This is a genomic window from Burkholderia sp. Bp8963, from assembly GCF_003854275.1.
GTDB lineage: Bacteria > Pseudomonadota > Gammaproteobacteria > Burkholderiales > Burkholderiaceae > Burkholderia.
Genome location: NZ_QTQP01000078.1, coordinates 1 through 23,969, shown reverse-complemented (window position 1 = coordinate 23,969; position 23,969 = coordinate 1). Strand labels below are relative to the sequence as shown.

The following is a 23,969-nucleotide window of genomic DNA, read 5'->3' as shown; positions in this document are numbered from 1 at the left end:
CCTTGAATTCCATTGCCGCCCAACTCTCCGTTGCTCGTGCCATTCGCGCGTCATGCAAAAAGCAAGAGTAAACGGCAAGCCGCGAAAGTTTACAAGCCGCTCACGCCGACTTGTGTGTAATGGAATGGCTATAGCGCTCGGGCGCGGGCATCCGATAAGGCGCAAGACCTGCGTGTGATCGTCTCAGGCGTCGAGATCGGTGCCGCCTGGCGCCGGACCTCGAAGGACAACCGCTCCTGCCATTCTGTCAAACTCGACGATCCGTTCTTCACCGCGCCGATCTACGCCAACCTCTTCGAAGGCGACGACGCAACGGGAGAAGGGAATCTGTGCTCTCAAACCAGCATCGACTGCTGGGCGAAGATACCCGCCATCGCGCCCTGCGATGATGCCTGGGTGACCGAGGGCAAGAACGGCGTGGTAAGGTCGCCGGCGGCGTAGATGCCGGGCATGCTGGTTTGGCGGCGCTCGTCGACCTTGAGGACGATGCCGGTGGGCGTATCCGCCGTGGCGAGGCCCAGCGATTCATGCAGGCTTGCGGACGGCCTGTTGCGCGGATGGGCGAACAGGACGTCGACCGCGACATTGCGGCCGGTATCGAGATTGACGGTGGCGATATGGCCGTCGTGATGGGCGATCTCGACGATCCGGCCATCGACGACAGGTGTGTTGCGGCGAGCCAGATCGGCCTGGATATCGGGCGCAATGTCATGACCATCGGCGAAGACAGTCAGCTTGTCCGTCCAATCGCGGAACAGCCTGACAGACTGGTGCGACTGCGGGCCGGACCAGACGAGGCCCCAATGCTGGCCGGCGACTTCAAAGCCGTCGCAATAGGGGCAGGGCACGATGGACGTGCCCCAGCTTTCGGCAAAGCCCGGAACATCGGGCATCTGGTCGGCGACGCCATAGCTCAGGATCAAGCGGCGCGCCCTTAGGCTTTCGTTATCGTCAGTGACGACGCAGAAATCGTCGATGGCGCCTGACACGCTCTCGGCCCGGGCATTGACCAGCTTGATCGTTGAATAGCGCGCCAGCTGCTGCCGCGCCTCGACCAGGATGTCCAGCGGCGGCTTGTGATCGTGGCCGAGCAGGCCATGCGAGTGGCCGGCAAAGCGGTTGCGCGGCCGGCCGGTATCAAGAACGGTGACCTTGCGGCGGGCACGGCCTAGCTGCAGGGCGGCGGCGAGGCCGGCAAAGCTGCCGCCGATGATGATGACGTCATTCATGGTGATGGGCTCCGGGTTGTGGATGGAGCTGGCTGGGCGTGGTGTGCAATACCGTCCGGCGATACCAGCTTGAGACGGTCAGCGAGCAGGGCTTCGGCATTGGCGAGAAAGTTGCCCATGGCTGTATTGACTGGCCGGACAATGCCGCATTCGATATCGCCGGGCGGCCCCGGGGAAACCTGATTTGGACAACCGGTGAAACCGGCTTACACATTTAAGATACTGCGTGGTATCGTAGTGCAAGAATTTGAATACTGTCAAGTACTGGAATTGTCGTGACCGAAAACAGCCAGGGCCGGCGCGGCCGGCCCGCCAACGAGGCGCTTCGCCAAACGATAGTCGACGCCGCCTGCGAACTCTTTGTGGAATTGGGTTTTCAAGCGACGACCATGGACAAGGTCGCCCAGCGGGCGAAGATATCCAAGCTAAGCATCTATCGGCACTTCGAGAACAAGGAGGCGCTGTTCAGCGCGGCCATGGCGGCCCACTGCCATCAGTTTGCACCACAGGCCCTTTTTGAAGGCATCGACGGTTCGGCCGAAGATCAGCTCATGGCGGTGGGATCATCCCTGCTTCGCACGCTGTTGAGCCCGGACGTCCGCAGTGTCGAAGCCATGGTCTTGGCCGACAAGACGAATCAAAAGTCGTTAAGCAAGCTCCATTACGAAGCCGGGCCCGCCCATGTCATCGCCCAAATCGAGGCCGTGTTGCGTCAGTTGCACGCGAAAGCGATTCTGTACGTACCCGACGCGCTCAGGTCCGCGCGCTTGTTTGCCGCGCTTTTCAAAGGATCCGATCTCCTGCTTATCGCACGCTTCGATGAGGCGAGAGCAGAGGACGACAACGAAATCGAATCCTATTGCAGGTCGGCCGTCGCCATGTTCATCGCCGCGCACGGTGGCATCTAAAGGTGCGCTATCGCGGCCTGATGAAGAACACGCAGCAATTGCATACGCTATTCGCCCTGAGCAACCTATGGATGGTGCGTGAACGACTGATGGGCGAGGCCATTGCATGCGCACAAAAGCCGCCCGCGCGGGCAGGCAATCGGCGCCTTCTTTATGCCGAACGTCGCGCTGCATTCGAGCCAGGTGCCGCACCGCTTGCACCGCATCGGCTCTATGTTGATGGCTCGGTGCGGCAAAACGAGTTCTGAACACCATCCCTAAGCGTCGGAAAACAGGCAGATTGCTATGGAACCCATGGATGTGGCGCGACGTTGGCGGGAAGAGCGCGGTTACGTCGGACGTGGTGGAGTCGTCGTCAAAAAAGTAAATGAGTTCGTCAACAACGGTCCGGGCTCGAAGTCGATCGACGCCTATCAATGCAGGTCCGCTGGTGCGTAGCGAGCCCCAAATTGCTCGGCCAACTGCGCGAGCCGCCGATCGCGCGTCCAAAGCCAGGCGTTCGGGGTCAACACCACCGACGCCAGCAGGGTGCAGTCCACCGCGCCACATCCGCGCCCGTAAAGCCGTTCCCGTTCGATCCAGTCCGCCACCTCACCAGGCGTCGCGAGCTGCGTTTGACGCAACAGCGCGAGATCCCCCAGGGTTCGGGCCCGCGGCTCGGGCGGCGTCCCGCACGTTAACTCGAGGATCACCAGCGGGTGCGTCAATACCTTATCGACGCGCAGCAACTGGACCAGAGCGGGCAGGGGGCGCCGGAAATGCTCGACCCACACTGACGTATCGACCAGTACGCTCATCGGGCGGTAGCCCCCGGCGCGCGGCGCGGCACATCCGGCATGTCGGGCGCGCGACCGCCCAGCGCGGCCAGGCGCTGGCCGGCCTGGACACGCACGAACGTTTCCAGTGCGGCCCGGAACAGGTCGGCCGGCGGCATGCCCGGCTCGGCGAGTTCGAGCGCGCGCGCGTAGAGGGTGTCATCGACGGTGACGGTGGTGCGCATGATGGCTCCTTTGATGCGTTTGTGCATCAATTGTAGCATCAACTCGATCACCTTGGCGTTGTTGATGAACGACACGTGACCCGACAAAACGTCGTGCTGTAGGAACTGAATTTGCCCGAGCGAACGCTTGCCGGCGCTAACGCGTATGCCTTCACGAGCGTTAACTGACCATAGGGTGGCGTCAGCGAATATCTCCGTGCTCACCTGAGGACTCGATCAGGTTCGGGTGGCCGATACGTTGCTCGCGTGGTTCGAAGGCCGTGTGTAGCCCGAGGCCAATTGCCGCGCCAATCAGTTCGGCAATGACGAAGCCGGGTACGCTCGATGGCGCAATGCCTGCGAAGCTGTCACTGAACATGCGGCCGAACGCTGCGGCCGGGTTCGCGAACGACGTCGATGCCGTGAACCAGTATGCTGCGCCGATGTACGCAGCGACCATGACCGACGCGCGTCCGGCTGGTGCGCGCAGGATGACCAGCAGCAAGCCGGCAGTTGCTACTGTTTCAGCAATCCATTGCCCGGCTCCGGAGCGAGCCTTGCCAGAGACCTCGAGGATAGACAGGCCGAACATCGCGTGTGCGAGCCACGCACCGAGCGCTGCGCCGAGCAGTTGTGCAACGATGTAAGGCAGCAGTTCATGTGCGGGCAGTTCGCCACGCAGCGTCATGACGGCGCTGACAGCCGGATTGAAATGGGCTCCGCTCAATGGCCCGAACACCTCGGTCAGCACATACAGGCCGCCCACTGTTGCGAGCGTATTGGCGAGCAAGGCAATCGCCACATTGCCGCCCGCAAGTCGTTCTCCCATGATGCCTGAGCCGATCACCACGGCGAGCAGCAAGGCCGTACCAACCAGTTCCGCGAAGACCTTGCGCTTCAAACAAATCATGGCGCTCATGATTCGGAGATGGCTGTGAGGGCCTGCTGGAGTCCCTCGTTGCTCATGGTTTCCAGCGGTAGTGCGAGCAGTTGCAGCATGCGATATCCGATCGCCTGGCGGGTAAGTTCGAACGCGACCCGCTTGCCCTCGTCGCCGCCCGGTGCAACAGACGGGTCCGCATAGCCCCAGTGAACCTTGACGGGACTGCCCGGCCAGTAGGGACACGTCTCGGCGGCCGCACTGTCGCAGACAGTAATGACGATACGCATGGCAGGCGCATCGTCGCCGGCAAATTCGTCCCAGCTCTTGCTGCGATAGCCGCTCACGTCGATTCCTGCCTGCGTGAGCACCTCGACGGCGAACGGATTCAAACGGCCGCCCGGTGCGCTGCCCGCGCTGAAAGCACGCACGTTCTTGCCCAGCTTCGACGCGAGGTGATTCAGCATGGCCTCGCCGAGCACGCTGCGCGCCGAGTTGTGCGTGCACAGGATCAATACGTTGGTCGTCATGTGTTCCTCATTTAATCGTGCGCCGGGCTCAACAGCACGACGAAGACTTGACCGGGATGCCGATCGGTTTGCCCGACGACGGAGCGCAGCACGCTGCGACTTCAGAAGCAGGCGCACTGTCCTGCGCGTGACGTGACTCACCGAACACGGGAAGGTTGTTCAGCGTGTGATACGACTCCCACGCGATGCCCTGCGGATCGACGGTCCAGTACTTGTTCGACTTCGCATAGCAACAGGCGGTACCCATCTGCGTATCGACCGGCAATGCTGCGCGTTCAAGTCGATCGTGCATTTCGGCCAGCTCGGCTTCGCTCTCCACCTGTACGCCAAGGTGGTCCAGTCCCGGCGTGGCGCCGCGTTGCGAGATTGCGAAATTGACGCGCGGATCTTCGATCATCCACTTTGCGTAGTCGCGCTTGACGACGGTCGGCTCAGCCGCAAACAACGCTGAGTAAAAACGGATGCTCGCTGCGAGATCGGCGACGGCGACGTGAATGTGAAAGCGCTTCATGACTGCTTCTCCCTGGAGGGAGAACACGCTGATGTCGGTGAGCAGGGGTTGCCGCCACAGCAGTTCTCGGTGAGATAGGCCAGCAGGCCGTTCATCGTGGCGAAGTTCGCGCAGTAGAAGACGAACCGGCCTTCCTGGCGGCTGGTGACGAGCTGTGCATGGGCCAGTTCCTTCAGGTGGAAGGACAGAGACGACGGCGGCACATCCAGCAGTGTGGCGATCTGGCCTGCTGGCATGCCGTCGGGCCCTGCCTGCACCAAGGCGCGAAAGACGGCGAGTCTGGACTCGTGCGCGAGTGCCGCCAGAGCGACGATGGTCTGGTTCGTTTCCATGATTCGATAATAGTCGAAATGTAGAAAAGAGGAAAGCATGAAACATCGGCGTGTCGCTGGCTCAGCTAGCGATCCATGTAGCGAATGGCCGTTGGACTTTGCGGATTACGACGATGTGGCACGGCCTTTGTCGTCGGTCCGCGTACGGATAGAAGCGGACATCTCCGGAACCGTTCCATGTCTTTACGGGCGGCCCCAGTGCATATAATTGCCTCTCGGCAAACGACCAAGGAAACGGGTACTCATGAGCATTCGAGGGAAAGACCGCCAGATCGACAACATCGAATTCAATGTCAGCAACATTGAACAAAGCAAGGCCTTCTACGGCAGCGTTTTCGGCTGGACCTTCACCGATTACGGCCCGACCTACACCGAGTTTCACGACGGCCGGACCATGGGTGGGTTTACAACCGGTGAGCCCATCCGGCCGGGCGGCCCGCTAGTCATCCTCTACGCTGACGATCTGGTTGAAACCCAACGAAGGATCGAGGCGGCGGGGGCCACCATCAGCCGTCAGACTTTCTCGTTCCCTGGTGGCCGGCGCTTCCACTTTATTGATCACGATGGCTATGAACTGGCCGTATGGTCAGAGGACGAATCGAGCGAGTAAATTTATGCGCTACATGCTCTCCCGCTCGACGATTCATTGCAAGCGCAGACGGATGTGACTTTTGCAGAGCTTCCCTAACAAGAGAAAATCGACAGTGGTACCAAGATCGTCGACACTTACGGGTTAATCAACGATGCAAACAACCAGATTGGATTTGTCTCGAACGAGTCGATGCACTTCGGTTGGTTCGGGAAGCGGCAAAGGCCGATCGATGGGTCGTTGAAGGCATCTATGGCTCGCTCGTTAGAAAGGTTCAGTCCGACTAGATTTAGGTAACGGCTAAGATATTCTATCGAAGGCATCAGACGGAGAGAGCGTGATAAAAGCGATTTTCTTTGACTACGACGGAGTTCTCACGACAGACAAGACCGGTTCACTCACGACCAACAGATATCTAAGCAATGCATCAGGCGTAGGCTACGAACTGATCCGGAAAGCCTTTGCGCACTACAACACCGACTTGATCCTCGGGAAAACGACACATAAGGCGATCTGGTGTACTGTCTGCAAGTCGATTGGACATGAGCTTGATTTCTCTCTACTCGAACAGGCGTTCCTGAGCACGCCCAAGAACGATGCCATGTTTGCTTTGGCGCGTAACCTCAGAAAACGGTATGCCGTCGGGATCATCACGGACAACAAAAAAGACAGGCTCGATTGCCTGAGAAAATCGCAACAGCTCGATGAACTGTTCGATCCAGTAATCGTATCGGCAGAGCATGGGGTTGGAAAGCAAAGCCGTACGATATTTGAGCAGGCTCTGCGGGAACTCCGGATCAGCCCGCGGGAAGCCGTCTTCGTGGACAACACACCCGCGAATTTAGTTACAGCGGAACGGCTTGGGATGTATACCTATCTGCACGACGATGAACTGAACGACGTCGGAAGACTGGCCACAACGCTTGCCGACCAATACGGCGTTTTGCTCGACTAATTGAAGATTGGGTCAATCGTTGCGCCACGATGCGAGTTGAACGACTGCTTCGGAGAGAAACGATTGTCCCTTTCGGGTTGCGGATTCAACCGGTCGATGCAACAGCTTGATGGAATCTGCTTTCACGTGATTATCGGATCGGTGCCGAGGGTTTGTCCCGCGGTAACGATTTGTAGAGATCCCGCCATTTCTTCAAGTCCCCATTCAGCTCCGGGCTGAATTCCTCGGCAAACTTGCCCGCTGCTACGGTTGTGACGGCAATTGCCTCGTGAATCGCGCGCAGCTCATCGGTTTCGGCCTGCGATTGCGAAAACGCAGAAAAATCGCCCAAATTGGCTGAATGCTCACGTCCAATCCGATCGAGTGCGTTGCCCTGACTAGCGGCCACGGCGCGCAGCATGATGCCAATCGCCGGAGCACCGGTCGCGTGTCCCACGGCACGGCGTTCATCTTCAGACGCCACGATCAACATTGAAAACGTCGTCAACAATCGCAGCACGTTCATTCTTGGTTCGATGACGTCAGGTGCCGAGGCCATGGCATTTGGATTCACTTTCCCACTGTCCAATTGCCCCATGCCGTCTGCAGCCACCGTCGCCAGCTGGGCTTGAAACGCCTGATACTTTTGGCCTGGATCCGACTCGTAGAACCGGATCAACGTGTCTGCTTCTGCGCTGCTGAGGTGACTCCCATAGCTCAGGCGGAGTGCGTCGAGATAGGCCTGTTCAAGTTCGGGCGCACCCCTGTGCTTGATCTGATCGAGTTCTGCGTAACAGTCCTGAGCAATCACCATCTTCATCTTGGCCCAACGCGGATCACTCGGGTTCCAGTCCCGGTTACCCGGATCAACTTTGAGCAGGTTCCGCTGCACGCATGCGTTCACATCTGCGCCCTCACCGATGCTTGGGCGTTTGATTGCTTGAAATTGCTGAATAGCCAGTATGAGCTTGCCCCCGAAAAACGAATCCCTTGCTGAGCGTTTAAACTCAAGCAAGGAGAGTCAAGAAGATGAACAAGACGAAACGAGCGCGCTACACGCTCGAATTCAAGCTGGAAGCCGCTCGGCTGGTCAAGGCAGGCCAGAGCGTTGCGGCGGTGGCCGCGACGCTGGACGTGCCGGCGCAATCGATTTCCAACTGGTTCAAAGCTGAACAGGAAGGCAAGCTCGGAGGAGTTGGCACGAAGCCGGTAAGCCCGGAGCAGATGGAGTTGTCGAGACTTCGTGCCGAAGTGGCGCGGCTGAAGATGGAGCGCGACATCCTAAAAAAGGCCTGTGCGTACTTCGCGAAGGACTCAACGTGAAGTACGCCTTCATCGAACGCAATCGCCGTCACTGGCCGATTTCGGTGTTATGCGAGGTTCTGGAAGTCAGCCCCAGCGGCTTTCACCAGCGACGGCAACGTGTCGCCCAGGACAAGCCGCAGCGCAGCCGCGTGAGTGACGATGCACTGCTGGCGCACATCAAGGCGATTCACGCGGAAGTGAAAGGCGAGTACGGCTGGCCGCGCATGTGGAAAGAACTGGTTGCGCGCGGCGTACGCGTGGGTAAGGAGCGCGTTCGCAAGCTGATGGTGCAGCATGGCGTGCGTGCTCGGCACAAGCGCAAGTACATCGCGACGACGAACTCGAATCATGGCCTGCCGGTCGCGCCGAATCTGCTCGAGCGCAACTTCACGGCGCTGGCGCCGAATCAGGTCTGGACGAGCGACATCACCTACTTGGCGACGGCTGAAGGCTGGTTGTACCTGGCCGTCGTTATCGACCTGTTTAGCCGGCAGGTGGTGGGCTGGTCGATGCAGCCGCATATGAAGGCCGAGCTGGTCACGGATGCGCTGCGCATGGCGTGGTTCCGACGCCGTCCCGACGCCGGCGTGATTGTGCATAGCGACCGTGGCAGCCAGTATTGCAGCGGGCTCTTCCAGGACACGCTCAAGGCGTACGGCATGCGTTCGTCGATGAGTCGGCGCGGCGATTGTTGGGATAATGCACCGACCGAAAGCCTGTGGGGTTCGCTGAAGGTGGCGCGGCTGCACGGCCGGCACTTTGCGACGCGACGTGCGGCAATGGACGAAGTCATCGACTGGCTCGGCTTCTACAATGCCCGTCGGCTCCATTCGACATTGAACTACGTCAGCCCCATGACGTTCGAGAAGAACTGGGCCGCCGCTCAGCAAGGGCAAGCGGCCTGATTGCCTCGGTTATGGGATTCGTGAAACAGGGGCAAGGTCAGTAACCGCCCGATTTGCGAAGCAGTCGCCCTTGGACCGGCAGCTTGTGTGCTTAAAGTCAACGACGGCGCGTTGACGGCGTTGTCCGTCCCGTTTCCTGATGTGCGTACTTCAAATCCGGCGTCGACAAAAGACAAGTACGTTGCACGTTCACGATCCGGAACAGTGGGAAAACCGGTCACGCGTATCGTCGCGAATTCACCCGGTTTGCCGCTTGGCGTTGCGGCGTTGAACCACGGCGCTGGCGGGACCGTAAATGATCTTGCGGCTGCAGTCTTGAGCGGAGGACTCCATTTGACTGCGCCTGGGGTGTTGAGCCCCTCCTCAAAGCGATGGCCGAACAGGATGATCGATCCATCTGCGAGGCTGAATACCTGGGCAGGATACTGGTGCGGACCACACATATACCCGTCCGATGCAGAGAGGGCGAGTTCCATCGAAACTTGAAGATCGCCGGTGAGCTGGAGGAGGCGACCGCGAGTTTTTCCGCCGTAGCAGTCGAATAGTTGAGGCTCGGCTTGCGGATCGAGCGGTTGGACCAGTCGGAGAAATCCAGTAACGGTGGCCCTTGCCTGCAGGTTCCCGTGCGCATCGACGCGGATCGTCTCGGTATCGGTAATGATCAAACTATCATCCGGCATGCGACGCACTTGACCGGGCACGCCTCCACCTTTTGAGGGAATCAATGTTTGCCATTTGATCGCCCCGTCAGCATCCACCGCGACTATCCAATGATATTCGCTACGTTGACCGCCGTCCGGCAAATAGCGCGTGACTCGCCCTATAAGTGCCGTGCCATCCCTCCATGCGATGCAGTCGTCCAAATACGCTATGTGCGAGTATTCATTTTCGGTGTCAGGCGGCGTAATAAATTGTTCCTTTACAAGTTTCCCCGCATTGTCCAACTGAACAAGCAGCCCATTGATTTGAGGCTTTTGCGGTTTTCCGAGACTGATCGTTCCACACAAGAGAACGTCCCCACTTCGGGTTCCGACCGCCCCTGTGAAATCCGGAAGACCGCCGCCAACCTCCGGATTCGGCGAGGGGAGCAGGTAACGCCAACGGACGGTGCCGGCTGCGTCAATTTCTGTCGCCCAGGCGGCCTTGTCGATACCCATACGCCCTGCAATCACATAGCTGCCGTTGTTCATGCGCACAATCGTTTTCGGGTCAGGAAGCGATCCCTTCTCGATCACAACCTGTCGGACAAGTGGAAACATATTGGTGCGATCCGACTCGGACACTGCGTGCTCGGCTAACGATAGGCCGACAATTAGCATCAAGACAGTTCGCTTTATCATGGCTTCCTGACGTCAAAGGCAAGCAGCGGATATGTGCGATATCAGCTCTGCAAAAAAGGAGGGATCTCGTCACTATTGCAGATATATCATAGGTCGTTTGACCACTATTTGCGGCTATCAACGATAGCTGCAGCGGGCCGCACGTTTTCGTGACGTGCATGAGGCGGCGGAGCACTTCGTAAGCAAGACGTAGGTTGGCTTTACCCCCGAAACCCGCCATTCGGTATGGCGAACCGACGAACGGCAGAGACGGGCCGGCTACGGAAGTTGGCAGCGGTCGCTCCATGGAAAGTAGACCCTCAGTTGGGCAGTTGCCTCACCCCCTGACAGGTGAGCAGCGTCGCATGAAATACGAGGAAGCGCATGTCTGCCGTCTGGAGTTTGGGCTCCGAATCCAGGTAGCGATCCGTGATGGCTTTCAGCAGATCGGGAGTTGGCCGCAAACGCTCAAAGCATTGTTCAAATATGTCAACGAACGGCGAGTGAAACAAAATGCCGTCAATGACACCCGAAACATAGCCCAGTTGCTCGTCTGGCGACATCCGTAGATAGTCACTGCCCTTAAACAAGGCGTGCCCCGGATGGATGTCGGATGGCAGACTGCTGACGTGCACAAAAAAGGCGGCAGGTGCGATTGCCAGCGCAGCCATGACAATCAGCTTTCTCATTGGCCCCTCGACTTGTTGCAGTTCGTGTCGACAACGTAAGTTCACCAACAGCACGCAAGGGTGCAAATCATGAAGGGTGATCAGGGCGAATGAAGTCCTCGTCAACGAAATGTCCAGCGTCGCCCAGACCCATCCTGGTCGCACTGCGATTGATCTTGACCGCGGCGACCCAGCAGGTGATCAGGCACTTGACCGGACGTACACTGCCCGCTCTGAACCGGGTGCAGGACAAATCTTGATCATGTCCCGGCGCGATATCACTGTAGCAACCGGCATCGGGTGAAGCAGTCGGACGTGTCCCCATAATTGGGGTGGGTCATTGCCCCAGCGGTTCGCGGGCGCAAACCACGACCGCCACCCAGTACCGGACGCCAGCGTTCCGGCGTTTGCATTCGCGCGATTCGCCAACCATACTGGATTCGATTCATATCCTCGGGACGAGCGTCGATGAGCCACGACGATCATCATGAAGACGAGCCGGCCCGGCACCACGCTGGTGCTCACGATCACGAGGGCAGCGCGTTGTCGGAGATGGACTTGCGCGTGCGCGCGCTCGAATCCCTTCTGATCGAAAAGGGGTATGTCGATCCCGCTGCGCTCGACATCCTCATCGAGACATACGAGCACAAGGTCGGGCCGCACAACGGCGCGCGCGTCGTAGCAAGAGCGTGGAGCGATCCGGCGTACAGGCAATGGCTTCTCGACGACGCCACCGCAGCCATAGCGTCACTCGGCTACACGGGCCGGCAGGGCGAACACATGGTGGCGCTGGAGAACACACCGGCCGTGCACAACATGGTGGTGTGTACCCTGTGCTCGTGCTATCCGTGGCCTGTGCTCGGGCTGCCGCCAGTCTGGTACAAATCGGCGCCGTACCGGTCGCGCGCGGTCATCGATCCGCGCGGCGTACTGAAGGAATTCGGCTTCGAACTGCCGCCCGACGTGGAAATTCGCGTGTGGGATTCCACCGCCGAGGTGCGTTATCTGGTGTTGCCAATGCGTCCGCCCGGTACGGACGGCATGAGCGAGAACACGCTCGCTGAGCTCGTCACGCGCGATTCGATGATCGGCACCGGGTTGCCGAAGATGCCTGGCTATCAGAATCAGGATCCCATATGAACGGCGCACAGGACCTTGGCGGCATGCAGGCCTTCGGCCCGGTCCGGCCCGAGGCCGATGAGCCTGCATTTCACGCCAACTGGGAACGTCGGGTGTTCGCGCTGACGCTCGCCATGGGCGCGACCGGCAAATGGAATATCGACATGTCCCGCGCCGCTCGCGAGAGTCTGCCGCCCGCGCAATACCTCGCGAGCAGTTACTACGAGATCTGGTTCGAGGGCCTCAGGAAACTGCTCCTGGCTGCCGGTCTCGCCACTGCAGAAGAATTCGATACTGGCGTATCGATGGCCGCTGCGGCACCCGTTGCGCGCGTGTTGACGGCCGACCAGGTGTCCGCCGCGCTTTCGCGAGGCAATCCGGTCGATCGTCCGGCACCTGGCGACGCACGCTTTGCGATCGGCGACGTCGTGCGGACCCGTCAGTTGCATCCGCACACGCACACGCGGCTGCCGCGTTATTGCCGCGGCAAACGAGGCCAGGTCGTCGCACGGCATGGCGCGCATGTCTTCCCCGACACCCATGTAACGGGCAAGGGCGAACAACCTCAATGGCTGTACACCGTGCGCTTCGACGCTGCCGAGCTGTGGGGCGCGGATACGACCGCGTCGTCGGTATGCGTCGACTGCTGGGAACCGTATCTCGAGCATGCGAACGCGCCGGCAGCCTGACATGACCTCGTCCGAAAAGCCTCCGTTCGAATACCACCTCAGCGTGCCGGAAACGGCTCGCGAAGATGCCGAACCTGTCTTCGGCGCACCCTGGCAGGCAGCGGCTTTCGCGATGACGCTCGCATTGCATGAGCGCGGTCTGTTCACGTGGAGCGAATGGGCGGCATATCTGAACCGTGCGATCCTGGACGCGCAAGTGTCTGGTGACCCGGACCGCGGCGACACGTACTACGCGCATTGGCTGACGGCGCTCGAACGGATCGCAACGGCGAAGGGGTGGGTGACGACGGACGCGTTGTCGAAATGCCGGAACGCATGGGATGAGGCTGCCCGCCGAACACCGCACGGCAAGCCGATCCAACTGCGGTGAGCGCGGTCCGCGCCCCGACTTGCACGAGCTTTCCGACCGGTAGCTGCCTGTCGATCGCCGGGCCTTGAGCGCCCCCGGCTTCGGGCGATAACCACATTGAGTTCATCCCCGCGACTTGCACATTTGTCGCGTATGTCGCGCTTTATCCAAATTGCAGCTGGACTTATCGCGACGAGTCAAACGTCGCCGACAAGCCTATTCGCGTGTTTCAGGGAAGTGCCGATGACCCGATTGCCGAGCGACGCGATTTCGAACTCGCTTTATCATTTGTACATCAGCTTCGCTGATCGTCAATCCAACACGGGATTCAAATGACAACGTATGCCTTCCGCCTGTTGAATGTATTCGCCGAATCGACGTTTGGCGGCAACCCGCTTTGTGTATTCGAAGATGCACGCGGCCTGGACGAAGCAACCATGCAGGCACTGGCCGTGCAGTTCAACCTGTCCGAAACGACATTTGTGTTGCCATCGGACCGCGCGCATGCGCGAGTACGCATCTTTACGCCGGGTTATGAGATGGCCTTTGCGGGCCATCCCACACTCGGTACGGCTCATGTCGTGCGAGACCTGCTTGATGCAGGCAACGATCTCGCACTTGAATTCAAGGCCGGCGTTGTCAACGTCAATGCATGCGACGACGTGTGGACGTTCACTGCGCCGCATGTGGGCATGCCGAAAACAGCCGCTTGCGAGTTGTCTGATGCCAGAACTGCTGCGCTGCTAGGACTGACAAAGGACGATTTGCTCGCGCCACCGATGTGGGTCGACACGGGCGCGGATCAATTACTGGTCGCACTCAAGGACACGGCAGCCGTGCGCCGTGCTCGACCCGATAGCGCATGTCTCGATATCTGGCCGCAAAGCAGCCTCGGTCGCAAGACGGCCTATGTGTTCGCGTTCGACTCCGAACGCCCGGGGAAGGTGGTCTCCCGCTATTTCTTCGCGAAGCAGGGGGGCGGCATTTCGGAGGATCCGGGTACCGGGTCGGCCTGTGCGAATTTGGGTGGTTGGCTGCTTGCCACCAACCAGAGTCTGCCTGCCGTCCTTCAGGTCGAGCAGGGCGAGGCCGTCGGCCGGCCTTGTCTGCTGCGGCTATCGGTCAGTGTAAATGGCGAAATCGGCGTTGGAGGCCGCGTGATAGAACTCGGGCGCGGCGTTATCAACGTTTAGAAACGTTGATGCGGGCCGACGCAAGTCTCAAAGGGCCTTGTACAAGCGGCGAGTAATCGTCCGAGCCCGCGAAGGTTCGACGCAACAGGCGTTCTTCAGCGATTCTCATGGCCATCACCGGATGTGGAAACGTAATTCCCCATCCCTGAGGTGCCAATGCTTCGTGCCCGGCTTTCTCCCTGAAAATGGCGGTCGGCCACGACGCGATCGAGGTTCACGACGTTCGCAGGCCGCTTGCGCTCAAAAAAGTGGTAGCGGCAACGCCCGGCTTGCTTCGCGACATACATCGCGCTGTCGGCACCCGCCAGCAAGTCATGCGGATCTGCGATCCGATCGGGATACGTTGCAATTCCGATGCTGACGCCGATAGGAAAACGCCCGTTATGCATCTTCCGGCCGAGATCCTGTGCCACGGCAACAAATCGCTTCGCGATGGTGTGAAGCTCCTCGTCCGAGTCGATGCCTGGAAGGACGACGACGAATTCGTCTCCACCTATCCTGGCCAGGCAGTCGTTTTCCCGAACGCACATCGCGAAAGTGGTGCCGGCCGCACGGAGGACATCGTCCCCGGCCGCATGTCCGAGTGCGTCGTTGACCGATTTGAACCCGTCCAGGTCCAGGTACATCAATCCGATCCGGCGCGCGTCAATCGTCGCTGATTCGCACTTTGCCTGAAGGTAAGCCAGCAAGCCGCGGCGGTTGGCCAGTCCGGTCAGCGCGTCCTTGGTCGACGCGGCATCGAGCGCGGCCACGTGAGAGGAGATCGCAGACATCGCTCGGCGCTGCAGACGAGCGGTCACCAACAGCAACGCGACGAAAAGCAGGCCGAAAGCAGAAAACGCCGCGCCCATCTTCATCAGGCGCCACTTGAGATCGATGAACGCGTCATCTCGCAGGTTGAACCAATGGCTGATCAGCACGGTCATGTCCGCACGGAAGCGGTCCATCAGGTGTTGGCCCAAGTCGGTACGTACGACGGCGAGCGCGGCGTTGCGGCTTATCTCATCACGCAGTGCGATCGTCTGCGCCATTTCAGCGAGCTTCCCGTCCCGGTCGCGTATCAACTGTTCAAACACCGGTTGGCTTGCGATTTCGTTTGCCAACGCGCTCTGAAGCGCTGCAGACGCGGTCACCGCACTCCTTGTGCCTTGCCGATACGGTTCCAGGTACTTTGGATCGTCGGTGAGCAAATAGCCTCGCTGACCGGCTTCGGCGTCTCGTAACGCAGCCAGAAGGTCACGCGCGGCTGGCAACACGGTTGTTGACCGGCGCACAGTCGCGACGTCTTGCAATGCGCCATGCACTTCGAGGCCCACGATGCTACTCATGACCGCCAAGCCGATCATGACGAATAGCATCAGGTTGCGAAAGCGCTTGCGTTCGGCAAGCGCTGCCTTTGCAATTGTCTTCATTGGACGCAACGGGCTCCCTATCGTTGACGAAAATTCAAAGGAGTGCAACCGATGTGACCGGCTCGAAAGTGTTCGTTCGCAATATGGGGATCTTGCTTTTCGCGCTACGGTATCGGCCATCCGTTCGTCGATACCCGGCCGCAACGCGGCGCGCATCTGCAACTAATCCTATGACGAGATTGTTCTGCGTACAACCCGCAAGCGGTCAGCGCCTGCTGAAGCCCGTGTAGTCACTTTCGATTTTGCGTGTAGGTGCTTTCCGACAAGCGAACGGCGTTGCCATCAGGGCGTTCTTGGGAGCCGTCATAGCCTGCGGTTGATAGCGATTTGCGCGACGCAACATGAATCGGGGCGAGTAAATCGGTCGCTCGTCGCTCCGAATTCCTTTCATCGCGCTTGCGGTGTCGGCTGATGGATTGACCTGTCGTGCTCGATGAGGCAACGCGAGTAGATCGAGGTGGCGGGTCCAGTGATGTTGAAAAGCGCGTATGGTCGCGGCAGCCTTTCGGTTAGCCGACACGAACAGACGAATTGCCGTTGGACCTTGGAAGCTGCCTTCGAAATACCGCAACAGCGTTTGTCGGGATTGAATCCATTGCTCTTGTTATCCCGGTCCTTTATGCGGCATCACTCTTGCTTTTCGATTTAGCGCGATAAAGATCTGGCCATGTCGACTGGCGGCCCCTTGGATCAACGTGCGGTGGTCAACGTCGTCGTCTATGGGGATTACGCTTACTTGAATACAAACTCCGAGCCGAATTAACTGACAGAGGGCGTTGTCCATGTCAGTGTCAACACCGTCCGTAGCGTGGGATCCCTCGGCAACCAGAATGCGCTTGCCGGTCGCTTCCTTCGCCGTGCCCTTGGCCCTGCTACTAGTCTTCTCGTTCTCAATAAGTCGATTGACTCACCAGGAGCCCGAGGCGCGCGGTAGCAAATAATCGTCAGCCGCGCGACGCAGGCAGGAGCACGCGCGAATGACAAACAGCACACAATCGGAACCCGCTTCAGATGCGCGGCCTAACCTTGCCCGGCGCAAGCTGCTGCAGGTGGGCGTGGCTGGCGTCGCTGCTGCCACGCTGCGACCTTCGCTGTCGTGGGCCGCACCATCGGGCGCCCTTGTCAACGATGTGACGCTCCTCAACCCGATCCGGGTAGACCGCCTGCTCACCCCGCATACGACGGAGGAGATCCAGCAGGTGCTCGCCGCATGGGCTGGGCCGGTTTGCATTGGCGGCGGGCGCTACAGCATGGGTGGACAGATTGCCACCGAGCATAGCCTGCACTTCGATATGCGTCAGTTCAATCGAGTGCTTCGTTATTCGCCGAATGACAAAGTCGTGCGTGTGCAAAGCGGAATGCGGTGGCGCGACCTGCAGTCGGTCATCGACCCACACGACCTCTCCGTGAAAATCATGCAGAGCTACGCCAACTTCACAGTCGGCGGGGCGCTGTCGGTCAATGCGCATGGGCGCTACGTCGGTGCCGGACCGGTAATCAACTCTGTGCGTGCACTGCAACTCGTGCTTGCCGATGGCTCGGTGGCGGAAGCGTCACGCGACACCAACGCCGACTTGTTCCACGCTGCCGTTGGCGGCTATGGCGCACTGGGGGTCATCACCGAGGTCGAGTTGGACCTCGCGCCGAATGTCGTCATGGAGCGCCAAGTACATCGCATGCCGGTTGCCGACTACCCGAAATTCTTCAATGACCACGTACGCGGCAACGAACGGGCCATCTTGCACAACGCCGATTTGGCACCACCTGACTTCGACAACGCGACTTCTGTCACCTGGCTCACCACCGGTAAAGCCGTGACAGTCTCAGACCGACTTGTTCCTCCAGGGCAATCGTACAAATTCGACCAAGCCGTTATGTGGGGCGTGGCGAAGCTTCCTGGCGGCGAGTCGTTTCGCAGCGATGTGGTCGACCCGTTGCGCTATCTCAGCCACCCGGTCGTGAGACGCAATTACGAGGCGAGTCTGGACGTCGCCTCACTCGGACCCATTGCCACCGGAAACACCACCTATGCGCTGCAGGAGTATTTTGTGCCAATAGCCCGGTTCGACGCCTTCGTGCTGCGCATGGCCACCATACTGCGGACGCATCGAGCACACGCCGTGAACGTCTCCGTTCGTCACGCGCCCGCCGATCACGCCTCCTGGCTAGGCTGGGCACGCGAAGACGTGTTTTCATTCGTGCTGTATTACTGGCAACGGGTGTTCGCCGCGGATCGCGAGGAAGTTGGCACGTGGACACGCGAACTCATCGACGCGGCGCTGTCGCTCGGCGGCACTTATTACCTACCCTATCAATTGCATGCGACACCCGATCAGTTTGCACGTGCCTATCCCAACTCGCCGCGCCTTTTCGCACTCAAGGCGCAAGTAGATCCGGGCAACCGATTTCGGAACAAACTATGGGATAAGTACTACCCCGCATAGCGGGACGTCCGTCTCATACCGATCGACGAGCGGACACTCGTCGGCTTTGCCTGAACGGCGGTAACGGGGTGTCACGCGCTTGTCGCCGGAGCTTTTCCTTTCGTGCGCGACGGACGGCCTATGGCTTGACCGCGATCACGGAGGATGACGAATCGTCGCAAACCGGATTTGCCAATCCAGTCTGCTCGACAGTTGCCCGACGTTCGTCGCACGCTTGACGGCCGGTCAATTTGACTTCCGGGTTGCATGCGGAATCGTGGAGTGACGCAAGAACAATCGACGTTGAAATGCGTCCAGCGGGGACGTGACGGAGAGGACTCAGCGAACCGCCCGCAACCGTTCCGGCCTGCTAGACTGAAAGTTCCCCTGCAAACCATGGAGCGAGACATGATGTCCTCCGTCTACGTCGTGAAGACCGGTGAGCAGTTCCTCTGCACCGCCGAGGACGGCGACATCGGCTTGGCACCGGCGATTGAAGATGCCACGTCCTTTCTTTCGTATGAGGAAGCGGAAAAAGCCGCGAACGAGCACGCCGACCCCGGATACGAAATCGTGGCCGTATGCGTGACCAGACGCTGACGCGGAGCCGTCGAGAACAGTCTTCGCAAGTCGCTTACGGCCGTGCACTCTGCCGTCGTGAGCGGGTTGCGACATGCTACGGCGTCCCGCCACCAGAGATAACGCGGCTGCCGAAAACGTCGTTGTTTCCGTCAAGGATGGTGGTCCGATTTCGGCGGTCAGTCCAAATCGAATAGAGGGCGCCGGGGATGAGCGCGATGCCAGTGTAATCGCCGACAAAGAGAAATTGACTCATCGATGACTTGTCCGACGCACGCAAATTGGCAAAGAACGCATTCTGTCCGGGCGCCTTTCTCGCCACAAAGGTGTCGTAATACAGGTTCGACGAATTGGGGAACACGGCCGGCACGTCGGGCGACAACCGATGGTCTTCCCAACTGAGCCAGACGGTGCCGTCTTTGTCGGCGGCGACCGCGGGGAATCCGTGACCGCGTGGCAAGCCATCGTCGTTGACCGTGATCGGCGCTGACCACGCATCGTAGGGCGCGCCCGTGCTGGTGATGTAACGGATGTCTCCCGAGTGTGTGGACCCTGGGTTGAGGTTCTGATCGACGGGACTATACGCATAGGCGATATGCGCGCCGCCCTTGCCGTCGATTGCCGTCGACGGGAACATTCCGGTCCACCATATGTGATAGAAGCCATACGGCCCGAGCCCGTACGGCAGTTCGCAGCACGTTTCGGAAGCCGCGACCACCGGCGCACCAAACGTCGCACCGTTGTCCGCCGAATGCGCGACCTTGATCTGAAAACCCCCATTTAGCGCTCCGTCGGGGCCGGAGTTGTACCACGCGACGAGCACATCGGCTCCGGGCCCTGCGGCCGGGTGCGACCCTTGCACAGCGACCGGGAAGCTCGCGCTGTCGAACAGCGTGGGCGAGGTGCTGTTGAAAGTCAGACCTTTATCTGCAGATCGGGAAAATGCAATGTGGTCAGGACCAGAGAAGTTGAATTGGGTTGCGGTGACATAGACAAATTGGCTTTGCGCAGCGTCAAACGAGTGAGTTGCAATCCACGGCTTGTCGTAAAGATAAGCCGCAGGGTTGCCTTGCAACGCAATCACCGGCGCGCTCCAGGTGAGACCGTTGTCATCGGAATGGCTCACCAGAATATTGAACGTCGTGCTGACGAGGATATCCATGTAGGCCATGTAGACCCGGCTGCCGTCCGGCGCGTAGGCGAGCACCGGGTCCGAGCAAATACTGCTGGGGTCCAGTTGTTGCATGATGACACCCGAGTTCCAGCTAGCGCCGCCATCCGAGCTCGCATACGCGACGCACGACACCCCGAACTGCTGGAAGTTGAACGGAGGATAGAGATGCGAGGATGCCACCAGGAATTGCTTGTTCACCGGATTGGCAACCACGCTGGGCTCGTCCTCGCTGTTGGATGTCGCCGCGACCGGAACATCTGTCAGCTTGGGAAATTGAGCGTTACCCGGCGGGCCGAAATTGCCGGGCGCGACGGACTTGCCGTGCAGGGTGCTGATTCCCAGCTGCTTTGCTGCCAGCCGGGAAGGCAACCCGCTTAGATGTTCGACCTTGTTGGCCATGGAAGCTGGCAACTGCGCTTGCGCGATGACGTGTACGGTCGAGAAGCCGCAAGCCGCCAGCAATAGAATGAACATTTTTCGAAACATGTCAGTCCTCCGAAAAACCGTCTTCTTCCCGCTATGTGCGCCCATGCAGATCAACGCGGTTCTGGATCGTCCGGACGGCGAATGACCACCAATGCACAACTCGCGCCAGCGATTGATCCATCAGGGCGCGCGCGGAGTCGCGTGCGTGGGGAGCGTCGATTTCGCGGAAAATCGTTTCATCCAGGAAACACATCGGGCAGGGACGCGCTGCGTGGCATGTCGGCTGGTGGCGTTCCCGGATGGGATCTCGCTGTCATGCGGAGGCAATGGCCGGATGACGGGGCAATCGCGCGCGCGATCCCGCAATCATTCACGCTCGCGCAAAACGACTCGGCGACACGCAAACGTTCGCTTCAGTCGTGCGCGTGTTGCCGAGCCCACCAAAGCAACATCGGCGACCTATCATGCTTGGAGAGTCTTTTCCGGGCCTTGAACAAGGAGAACGCCCATGCGCATGCTTCTCAACATACGAATCCCACACGAGCCGTTCAATGCTTTCGTGCGTGACGGCACCATCGGGGAAGTGATCGCGAAGATACTCGAAGAGACGAAACCGGAAGCCGCCTATTTTACGGAGCAAAGCGGAGGACGCGGCGCCGTCCTCGTGATCAACCTCGATGAGCCGTCGCAGATTCCCGCGTTTGCCGAACCGTGGTTTCTGACGTTCAACGCCGATTGCGAGTTTCGCGTTGTGATGGTGCCGGACGATCTGCAGAAAGCCGGGTTGGCGTCGCTCGGTTCGAAGTGGAAATAGCAGCAGGCGCTGCATGCCGCGGCGCCAGGCCGCGGCATGCAAACCATGGAGGGAGCCATGACAACCATCTATGTCGTGAAGACCGGTGAGCAGTTCCTCTGTACCGCCGAGGACGGCGACATCGGCATCGCACCAGAGATTGAAGAAGCCATGTCCTTTCTTTCGTATGAGGAGGCGAAAAAAGCGGCGAACCAGCACGCCGACCCCGGATACGAAATCGTGGCCATCAACATCAACAGTCACTGACGCGCAGTCCGCTGCCGGGCGCTCGCTCGGTGACGGAGGACACTGGCAATTTGTGCTGGCGCCATGCGATAGGGTGCCCCGGTCGACCTTGTCCAGAATCTCCTGCGCATGGGCTGCATGGCGCGCTATTCGTCGGTTCCAAGATCGACAAAATTGACCGTTCTCGCGCCGCAGCCTTGCGCCAGCGCGGGATCGTGACTGGAGAAGAACACCACCCGGTCTTGAGCCAACGTTCTGAACAGCTCCATGAGGACGCGGCGCGAAGCGGCGTCGAGCCCGTCGCCTGGTTCGTCCGCAACGATGACTGAGGGTTCCCCCAGCGTGGTCGCGGTCAGGAATATCTTCTTGCGTGTGCCAAGCGACATCTGCTCGAAGCGTTTGTCGAGATGTGGCGCCAGCCCGAAACGATGCGCAAGGTCGAGCGTGGGGTTGTCCACCACGGTCTTTTTGGTCGACGCGACGAGCTCGAGGAACTCACGCCCTGTCTGGAACGGATACGCCATGCAGTCGTCAGGGACATAGGCGAGCGCGGACTTGGCGTTGAGCGACGCGTCGCGTAGCGAATGCCCGTTTATCCAGACATCACCTTCATCGGCATCGATGGCCCCGGCGAGGATGCCGAGCAAGGTCGATTTGCCACTCCCGTTCTCATCACAAAGCGCCACGCATCCCGCCTGGAACCTGTGATTCAAGCGCTGGAAGATGACGCGCTCGCCGTAGCGTTTACTGATATTTTCGATTCGAAGCATCGTGAAGTTCATTAGACGAAGATTTGCCATGCGACGACGATCCAGATCGCGGCGAGTATTGCGCCAAGCAACACCGAATGTGTCGGCGCATAACGTTGCGGCAGGCGCAGCAGCGCAAGCAGGGGTGCCCCCGCCAACACGATGGCTGCGGCGGCGCGGGCCGTCAGCGCTCCGTGCACCACCAGGAGCAGCGGCGCGGCAGCCGCGAATGGCAATGCCAGCGTGGCGACGGTCAGCACGTCCGCACGAACCTGCACCGTCGACGCAAGCGGGAGCGATCGCACAAAATGGGCAGCTCGAACATGACTCGTACGCAAATCTCGATAGGTCGTCGCGGCAATCAGCGCGATTACGGCCTGCGTGGTCAGCGTCAGCGGCACGACGCGCGCGTCGAAACCCCAAAGGTGCGCCAGATAACACGTGGAAGCCGTGACCGCACCCATGATGACGCAACGGTTAACGGTTCCTGCGACGTGAAACCGGACGATGCCGAGCTGAAGCTTGACGATAGGCGGAAGCCCAAGCGCTCCATTGACCGACAACAGACCGGGCGCTAGACGCCACGATGTACCGCGCTGCGTCGCCCGCGCAGCGGGCGCCCCCGGCGTACGGCCCAATGCAAACGCAGCAACGATCAATGAAACGAGCAGCAGCGCCGTCCGCATTGCGTTATCCGTCTGCAATGCGCCGACCAGAATGAAATTGGCAACCACCAACGGCAACCCGTTACGCACCCGGCCCGACAACGTGACCAATTGCAATCCAAGCGTAATCAACGTCAAGTCGAGAACGTACAGATAGTTCGACGCCTTGTGTGGCAAGAAAGCCAACGCGATCGCCGCAGCGATGACAGGCAACAGGAGTGGCGTACTGGCGATCAGCACGACTGCAGCATCCACGGCGCGGCGATGCCGATTGGAGACGGGCAACGATTTGAGGAACGCAGCGAACGGGCCGCCGCTGATGGCAGTGCGCTGGATCAGTACCCAAAGCATGCCTGTGGCTTCGAGCGCATGCACCCAGAGGAACCGCCATTCGAGACCCTGTTCCGGGGCCAATGGCGCGAGCACGGGCGCGCCGAGGATGCGGGTCTGGGCCAACACGGGCATGGTGGGCAGCAACAGCAGGACAGCCAGGAGCAAAGCCTGCCAGTGCCGGTGCAGCACCCGGGCCGTCGCCAGTACGTACCAACGCAATCGCCACGACAACATCATTTTTCCATCCCCGTAACACATCTGCGCAGACCCGCATGATCGAAGCGGTATCCTGCCATGTCGGCGGGGGTGCCACAACTACGCATGTCGCCCGCCGCGGCGGTCGGATGACCGCCGGGCGACGGATTCAACGGGGACGCATAGGGCGTCTGTCGGGTTGGCGCGAGCCGATCCGGCCCATTCGAAAGTCAGCGATAGACCGGGAAACGCTTGGTCAGCTCGGACACTTGCGCGCGCACGCGTTCGATCGTCGCCGCATCTTCCGGGGCCTCGAGCACGTCGGCGATCAGGTTGCCGACCAGCTCCGCTTCGGCCGTGCCGAAACCGCGCGTCGTCATCGCCGGCGAGCCCAGACGCACGCCGCTTGTCACGAACGGCTTTTCCGGATCGTTCGGGATCGCGTTCTTGTTGACCGTGATGTGCGCGGCGCCGAGCGCGGCTTCCGCGGCCTTGCCGGTGATGTTCTTCGCGCGCAGGTCGACCAGCATCACGT

The 23,969-nt window shown here is 59.9% G+C and carries 26 protein-coding genes and 3 pseudogenes; 14 read left to right on the top strand and 15 right to left on the bottom strand.

Going from position 1 to position 23,969, the window contains the following annotated elements; genetic code table 11:
- Positions 1–150 precede the first annotated feature (150 nt).
- Positions 151–441: pseudogene (locus tag DID96_RS39670) on the top strand (DUF736 domain-containing protein); the annotation flags it as partial.
- On the opposite strand, the gene DID96_RS35015 reads toward DID96_RS39670, so the two are convergent.
- The gene (locus tag DID96_RS35015; RefSeq protein ID WP_124603757.1) at positions 336–1,229 is read right to left on the bottom strand and encodes an NAD(P)/FAD-dependent oxidoreductase; all 894 of its coding nucleotides are present in this window, start codon (positions 1,227–1,229) and stop codon (positions 336–338) included. The pseudogene DID96_RS39670 and the gene DID96_RS35015 sit on opposite strands and share 106 nt — an antisense overlap.
- Positions 1,230–1,504: 275 nt before the next feature.
- On the opposite strand from DID96_RS35015, the gene DID96_RS35005 reads away from it, so the two are divergent.
- Both DID96_RS35005 and DID96_RS39245 read left to right on the top strand, forming a co-directional pair.
- Positions 1,505–2,137, top strand: coding sequence for a TetR/AcrR family transcriptional regulator (locus DID96_RS35005; protein WP_124603755.1), 633 nt, complete (start codon positions 1,505–1,507; stop codon positions 2,135–2,137).
- Positions 2,128–2,385: pseudogene (locus DID96_RS39245) on the top strand (hypothetical protein); the annotation flags it as partial. The gene DID96_RS35005 and the pseudogene DID96_RS39245, both read left to right, overlap by 10 nt.
- Positions 2,386–2,550: 165 nt before the next feature.
- Here the strand turns inward: DID96_RS39245 and DID96_RS34995 are convergent.
- The 6 genes from DID96_RS34995 to DID96_RS34970 form a co-directional block, all read right to left on the bottom strand.
- Positions 2,551–2,934 carry a type II toxin-antitoxin system VapC family toxin gene (locus DID96_RS34995; RefSeq protein ID WP_124603754.1) on the bottom strand — a complete coding sequence of 128 codons (384 nt, stop codon included), beginning with the start codon at positions 2,932–2,934 and terminating at the stop codon, positions 2,551–2,553.
- Positions 2,931–3,137 carry a type II toxin-antitoxin system VapB family antitoxin gene (locus tag DID96_RS34990; protein WP_124603762.1) on the bottom strand — a complete coding sequence of 69 codons (207 nt, stop codon included), beginning with the start codon at positions 3,135–3,137 and terminating at the stop codon, positions 2,931–2,933. The genes DID96_RS34995 and DID96_RS34990 overlap by 4 nt, the downstream gene beginning before the upstream one ends.
- A gap of 181 nt (positions 3,138–3,318) precedes the next feature.
- Positions 3,319–4,026 carry an MIP/aquaporin family protein gene (locus DID96_RS34985; protein WP_124603761.1) on the bottom strand — a complete coding sequence of 236 codons (708 nt, stop codon included), beginning with the start codon at positions 4,024–4,026 and terminating at the stop codon, positions 3,319–3,321.
- A gap of 5 nt (positions 4,027–4,031) precedes the next feature.
- Positions 4,032–4,526 carry an arsenate reductase ArsC gene (locus tag DID96_RS34980; RefSeq protein WP_124603753.1) on the bottom strand — a complete coding sequence of 165 codons (495 nt, stop codon included), beginning with the start codon at positions 4,524–4,526 and terminating at the stop codon, positions 4,032–4,034.
- A gap of 28 nt (positions 4,527–4,554) precedes the next feature.
- On the bottom strand, positions 4,555–5,037 hold the full coding sequence (locus DID96_RS34975) for an ArsI/CadI family heavy metal resistance metalloenzyme (RefSeq protein WP_124603752.1): 483 nt from the start codon (positions 5,035–5,037) through the stop codon (positions 4,555–4,557).
- Complete coding sequence (locus DID96_RS34970) at positions 5,034–5,369, bottom strand: helix-turn-helix transcriptional regulator (protein ID WP_124603760.1); 336 nt, start codon at positions 5,367–5,369, stop codon at positions 5,034–5,036. The genes DID96_RS34975 and DID96_RS34970 overlap by 4 nt, the downstream gene beginning before the upstream one ends.
- A gap of 244 nt (positions 5,370–5,613) precedes the next feature.
- On the opposite strand from DID96_RS34970, the gene DID96_RS34965 reads away from it, so the two are divergent.
- A complete protein-coding gene (locus tag DID96_RS34965; protein ID WP_124603751.1) occupies positions 5,614–5,979 on the top strand; it encodes a VOC family protein in 366 nt (121 codons plus the stop codon).
- 316 nt (positions 5,980–6,295) lie between these two features.
- On the top strand, positions 6,296–6,913 hold the full coding sequence (locus DID96_RS34960) for an HAD-IA family hydrolase (RefSeq protein WP_124603750.1): 618 nt from the start codon (positions 6,296–6,298) through the stop codon (positions 6,911–6,913).
- A 130-nt stretch (positions 6,914–7,043) separates the two neighbouring features.
- Here DID96_RS34960 and DID96_RS34955 read toward each other — a convergent pair whose 3' ends face one another.
- Positions 7,044–7,907 (bottom strand): hypothetical protein, encoded by an 864-nt coding sequence (locus DID96_RS34955; RefSeq protein ID WP_124603749.1) that lies wholly within the window; start codon positions 7,905–7,907, stop codon positions 7,044–7,046.
- Between the two features lie 14 nt (positions 7,908–7,921).
- Between DID96_RS34955 and DID96_RS34950 the strand changes: the two genes are divergently transcribed.
- A protein-coding gene (locus DID96_RS34950; RefSeq protein ID WP_124603748.1) for an IS3 family transposase occupies positions 7,922–9,102 on the top strand; the annotation gives its coding sequence in 2 pieces (ribosomal slippage) (positions 7,922–8,186 and positions 8,186–9,102; 1,182 coding nt in all).
- Here the strand turns inward: DID96_RS34950 and DID96_RS34945 are convergent.
- Entirely contained in the window at positions 9,081–10,292 is a 1,212-nt protein-coding gene (locus DID96_RS34945; RefSeq protein ID WP_124603747.1) for a hypothetical protein, read from the bottom strand. The two genes, DID96_RS34950 and DID96_RS34945, sit on opposite strands and share 22 nt — an antisense overlap.
- A gap of 449 nt (positions 10,293–10,741) precedes the next feature.
- Positions 10,742–11,110, bottom strand: coding sequence for a hypothetical protein (locus DID96_RS34940; protein ID WP_124603746.1), 369 nt, complete (start codon positions 11,108–11,110; stop codon positions 10,742–10,744).
- A gap of 447 nt (positions 11,111–11,557) precedes the next feature.
- On the opposite strand from DID96_RS34940, the gene nthA reads away from it, so the two are divergent.
- The 4 genes from nthA to DID96_RS34920 all read left to right on the top strand — a co-directional run bounded on the left by nthA (position 11,558) and on the right by DID96_RS34920 (position 14,439).
- On the top strand, positions 11,558–12,229 hold the full coding sequence (gene nthA / locus DID96_RS34935; protein ID WP_124603745.1) for a nitrile hydratase subunit alpha: 672 nt from the start codon (positions 11,558–11,560) through the stop codon (positions 12,227–12,229).
- The gene (gene nthB, locus DID96_RS34930) at positions 12,226–12,897 is read left to right on the top strand and encodes a nitrile hydratase subunit beta (RefSeq protein ID WP_124603744.1); all 672 of its coding nucleotides are present in this window, start codon (positions 12,226–12,228) and stop codon (positions 12,895–12,897) included. The genes nthA and nthB overlap by 4 nt, the downstream gene beginning before the upstream one ends.
- The gene (locus DID96_RS34925) at positions 12,875–13,267 is read left to right on the top strand and encodes a nitrile hydratase accessory protein (RefSeq protein WP_409333842.1); all 393 of its coding nucleotides are present in this window, start codon (positions 12,875–12,877) and stop codon (positions 13,265–13,267) included. The genes nthB and DID96_RS34925 overlap by 23 nt, the downstream gene beginning before the upstream one ends.
- Before the next feature lie 311 nt (positions 13,268–13,578).
- A complete protein-coding gene (locus DID96_RS34920; RefSeq protein ID WP_124603743.1) occupies positions 13,579–14,439 on the top strand; it encodes a PhzF family phenazine biosynthesis protein in 861 nt (286 codons plus the stop codon).
- A 95-nt stretch (positions 14,440–14,534) separates the two neighbouring features.
- Here the strand turns inward: DID96_RS34920 and DID96_RS34915 are convergent, their stop codons facing one another.
- Positions 14,535–15,851, bottom strand: coding sequence for a diguanylate cyclase domain-containing protein (locus DID96_RS34915; RefSeq protein WP_185732465.1), 1,317 nt, complete (start codon positions 15,849–15,851; stop codon positions 14,535–14,537).
- 977 nt (positions 15,852–16,828) lie between these two features.
- On the opposite strand from DID96_RS34915, the gene DID96_RS34910 reads away from it, so the two are divergent.
- Both DID96_RS34910 and DID96_RS34905 read left to right on the top strand, forming a co-directional pair.
- Positions 16,829–18,295, top strand: coding sequence for an FAD-binding oxidoreductase (locus DID96_RS34910; RefSeq protein WP_124603741.1), 1,467 nt, complete (start codon positions 16,829–16,831; stop codon positions 18,293–18,295).
- A 390-nt stretch (positions 18,296–18,685) separates the two neighbouring features.
- Positions 18,686–18,874, top strand: a complete 189-nt coding sequence (locus DID96_RS34905) for a hypothetical protein (protein ID WP_124603758.1) — start codon at positions 18,686–18,688, stop codon at positions 18,872–18,874.
- Positions 18,875–18,950: 76 nt separating this feature from the next.
- On the opposite strand, the gene DID96_RS34900 is transcribed toward DID96_RS34905, so the two are convergent.
- Positions 18,951–20,513: a sialidase family protein gene (locus tag DID96_RS34900; protein WP_124603740.1), complete on the bottom strand. Its 1,563-nt coding sequence runs from the start codon at positions 20,511–20,513 to the stop codon at positions 18,951–18,953.
- Between the two features lie 448 nt (positions 20,514–20,961).
- Here DID96_RS34900 and DID96_RS34895 point away from each other — a divergent pair, with 448 nt between their 5' ends.
- Together DID96_RS34895 and DID96_RS34890 are read left to right on the top strand one after the other, a co-directional pair.
- Entirely contained in the window at positions 20,962–21,267 is a 306-nt protein-coding gene (locus tag DID96_RS34895; RefSeq protein ID WP_124603739.1) for a panthothenate synthetase, read from the top strand.
- Positions 21,268–21,324: 57 nt separating this feature from the next.
- The gene (locus DID96_RS34890) at positions 21,325–21,513 is read left to right on the top strand and encodes a hypothetical protein (protein ID WP_124603738.1); all 189 of its coding nucleotides are present in this window, start codon (positions 21,325–21,327) and stop codon (positions 21,511–21,513) included.
- 125 nt (positions 21,514–21,638) lie between these two features.
- Here DID96_RS34890 and DID96_RS34885 read toward each other — a convergent pair whose 3' ends face one another.
- The 3 genes and pseudogenes from DID96_RS34885 to glyA form a co-directional block, all read right to left on the bottom strand.
- On the bottom strand, positions 21,639–22,262 hold the full coding sequence (locus DID96_RS34885; RefSeq protein WP_124603737.1) for an ABC transporter ATP-binding protein: 624 nt from the start codon (positions 22,260–22,262) through the stop codon (positions 21,639–21,641).
- An 11-nt stretch (positions 22,263–22,273) separates the two neighbouring features.
- Complete coding sequence (locus tag DID96_RS34880; RefSeq protein ID WP_124603736.1) at positions 22,274–23,476, bottom strand: DUF6136 family protein; 1,203 nt, start codon at positions 23,474–23,476, stop codon at positions 22,274–22,276.
- Between the two features lie 188 nt (positions 23,477–23,664).
- Positions 23,665–23,969, bottom strand: a pseudogene (glyA, locus tag DID96_RS34875) (serine hydroxymethyltransferase); the annotation flags it as partial.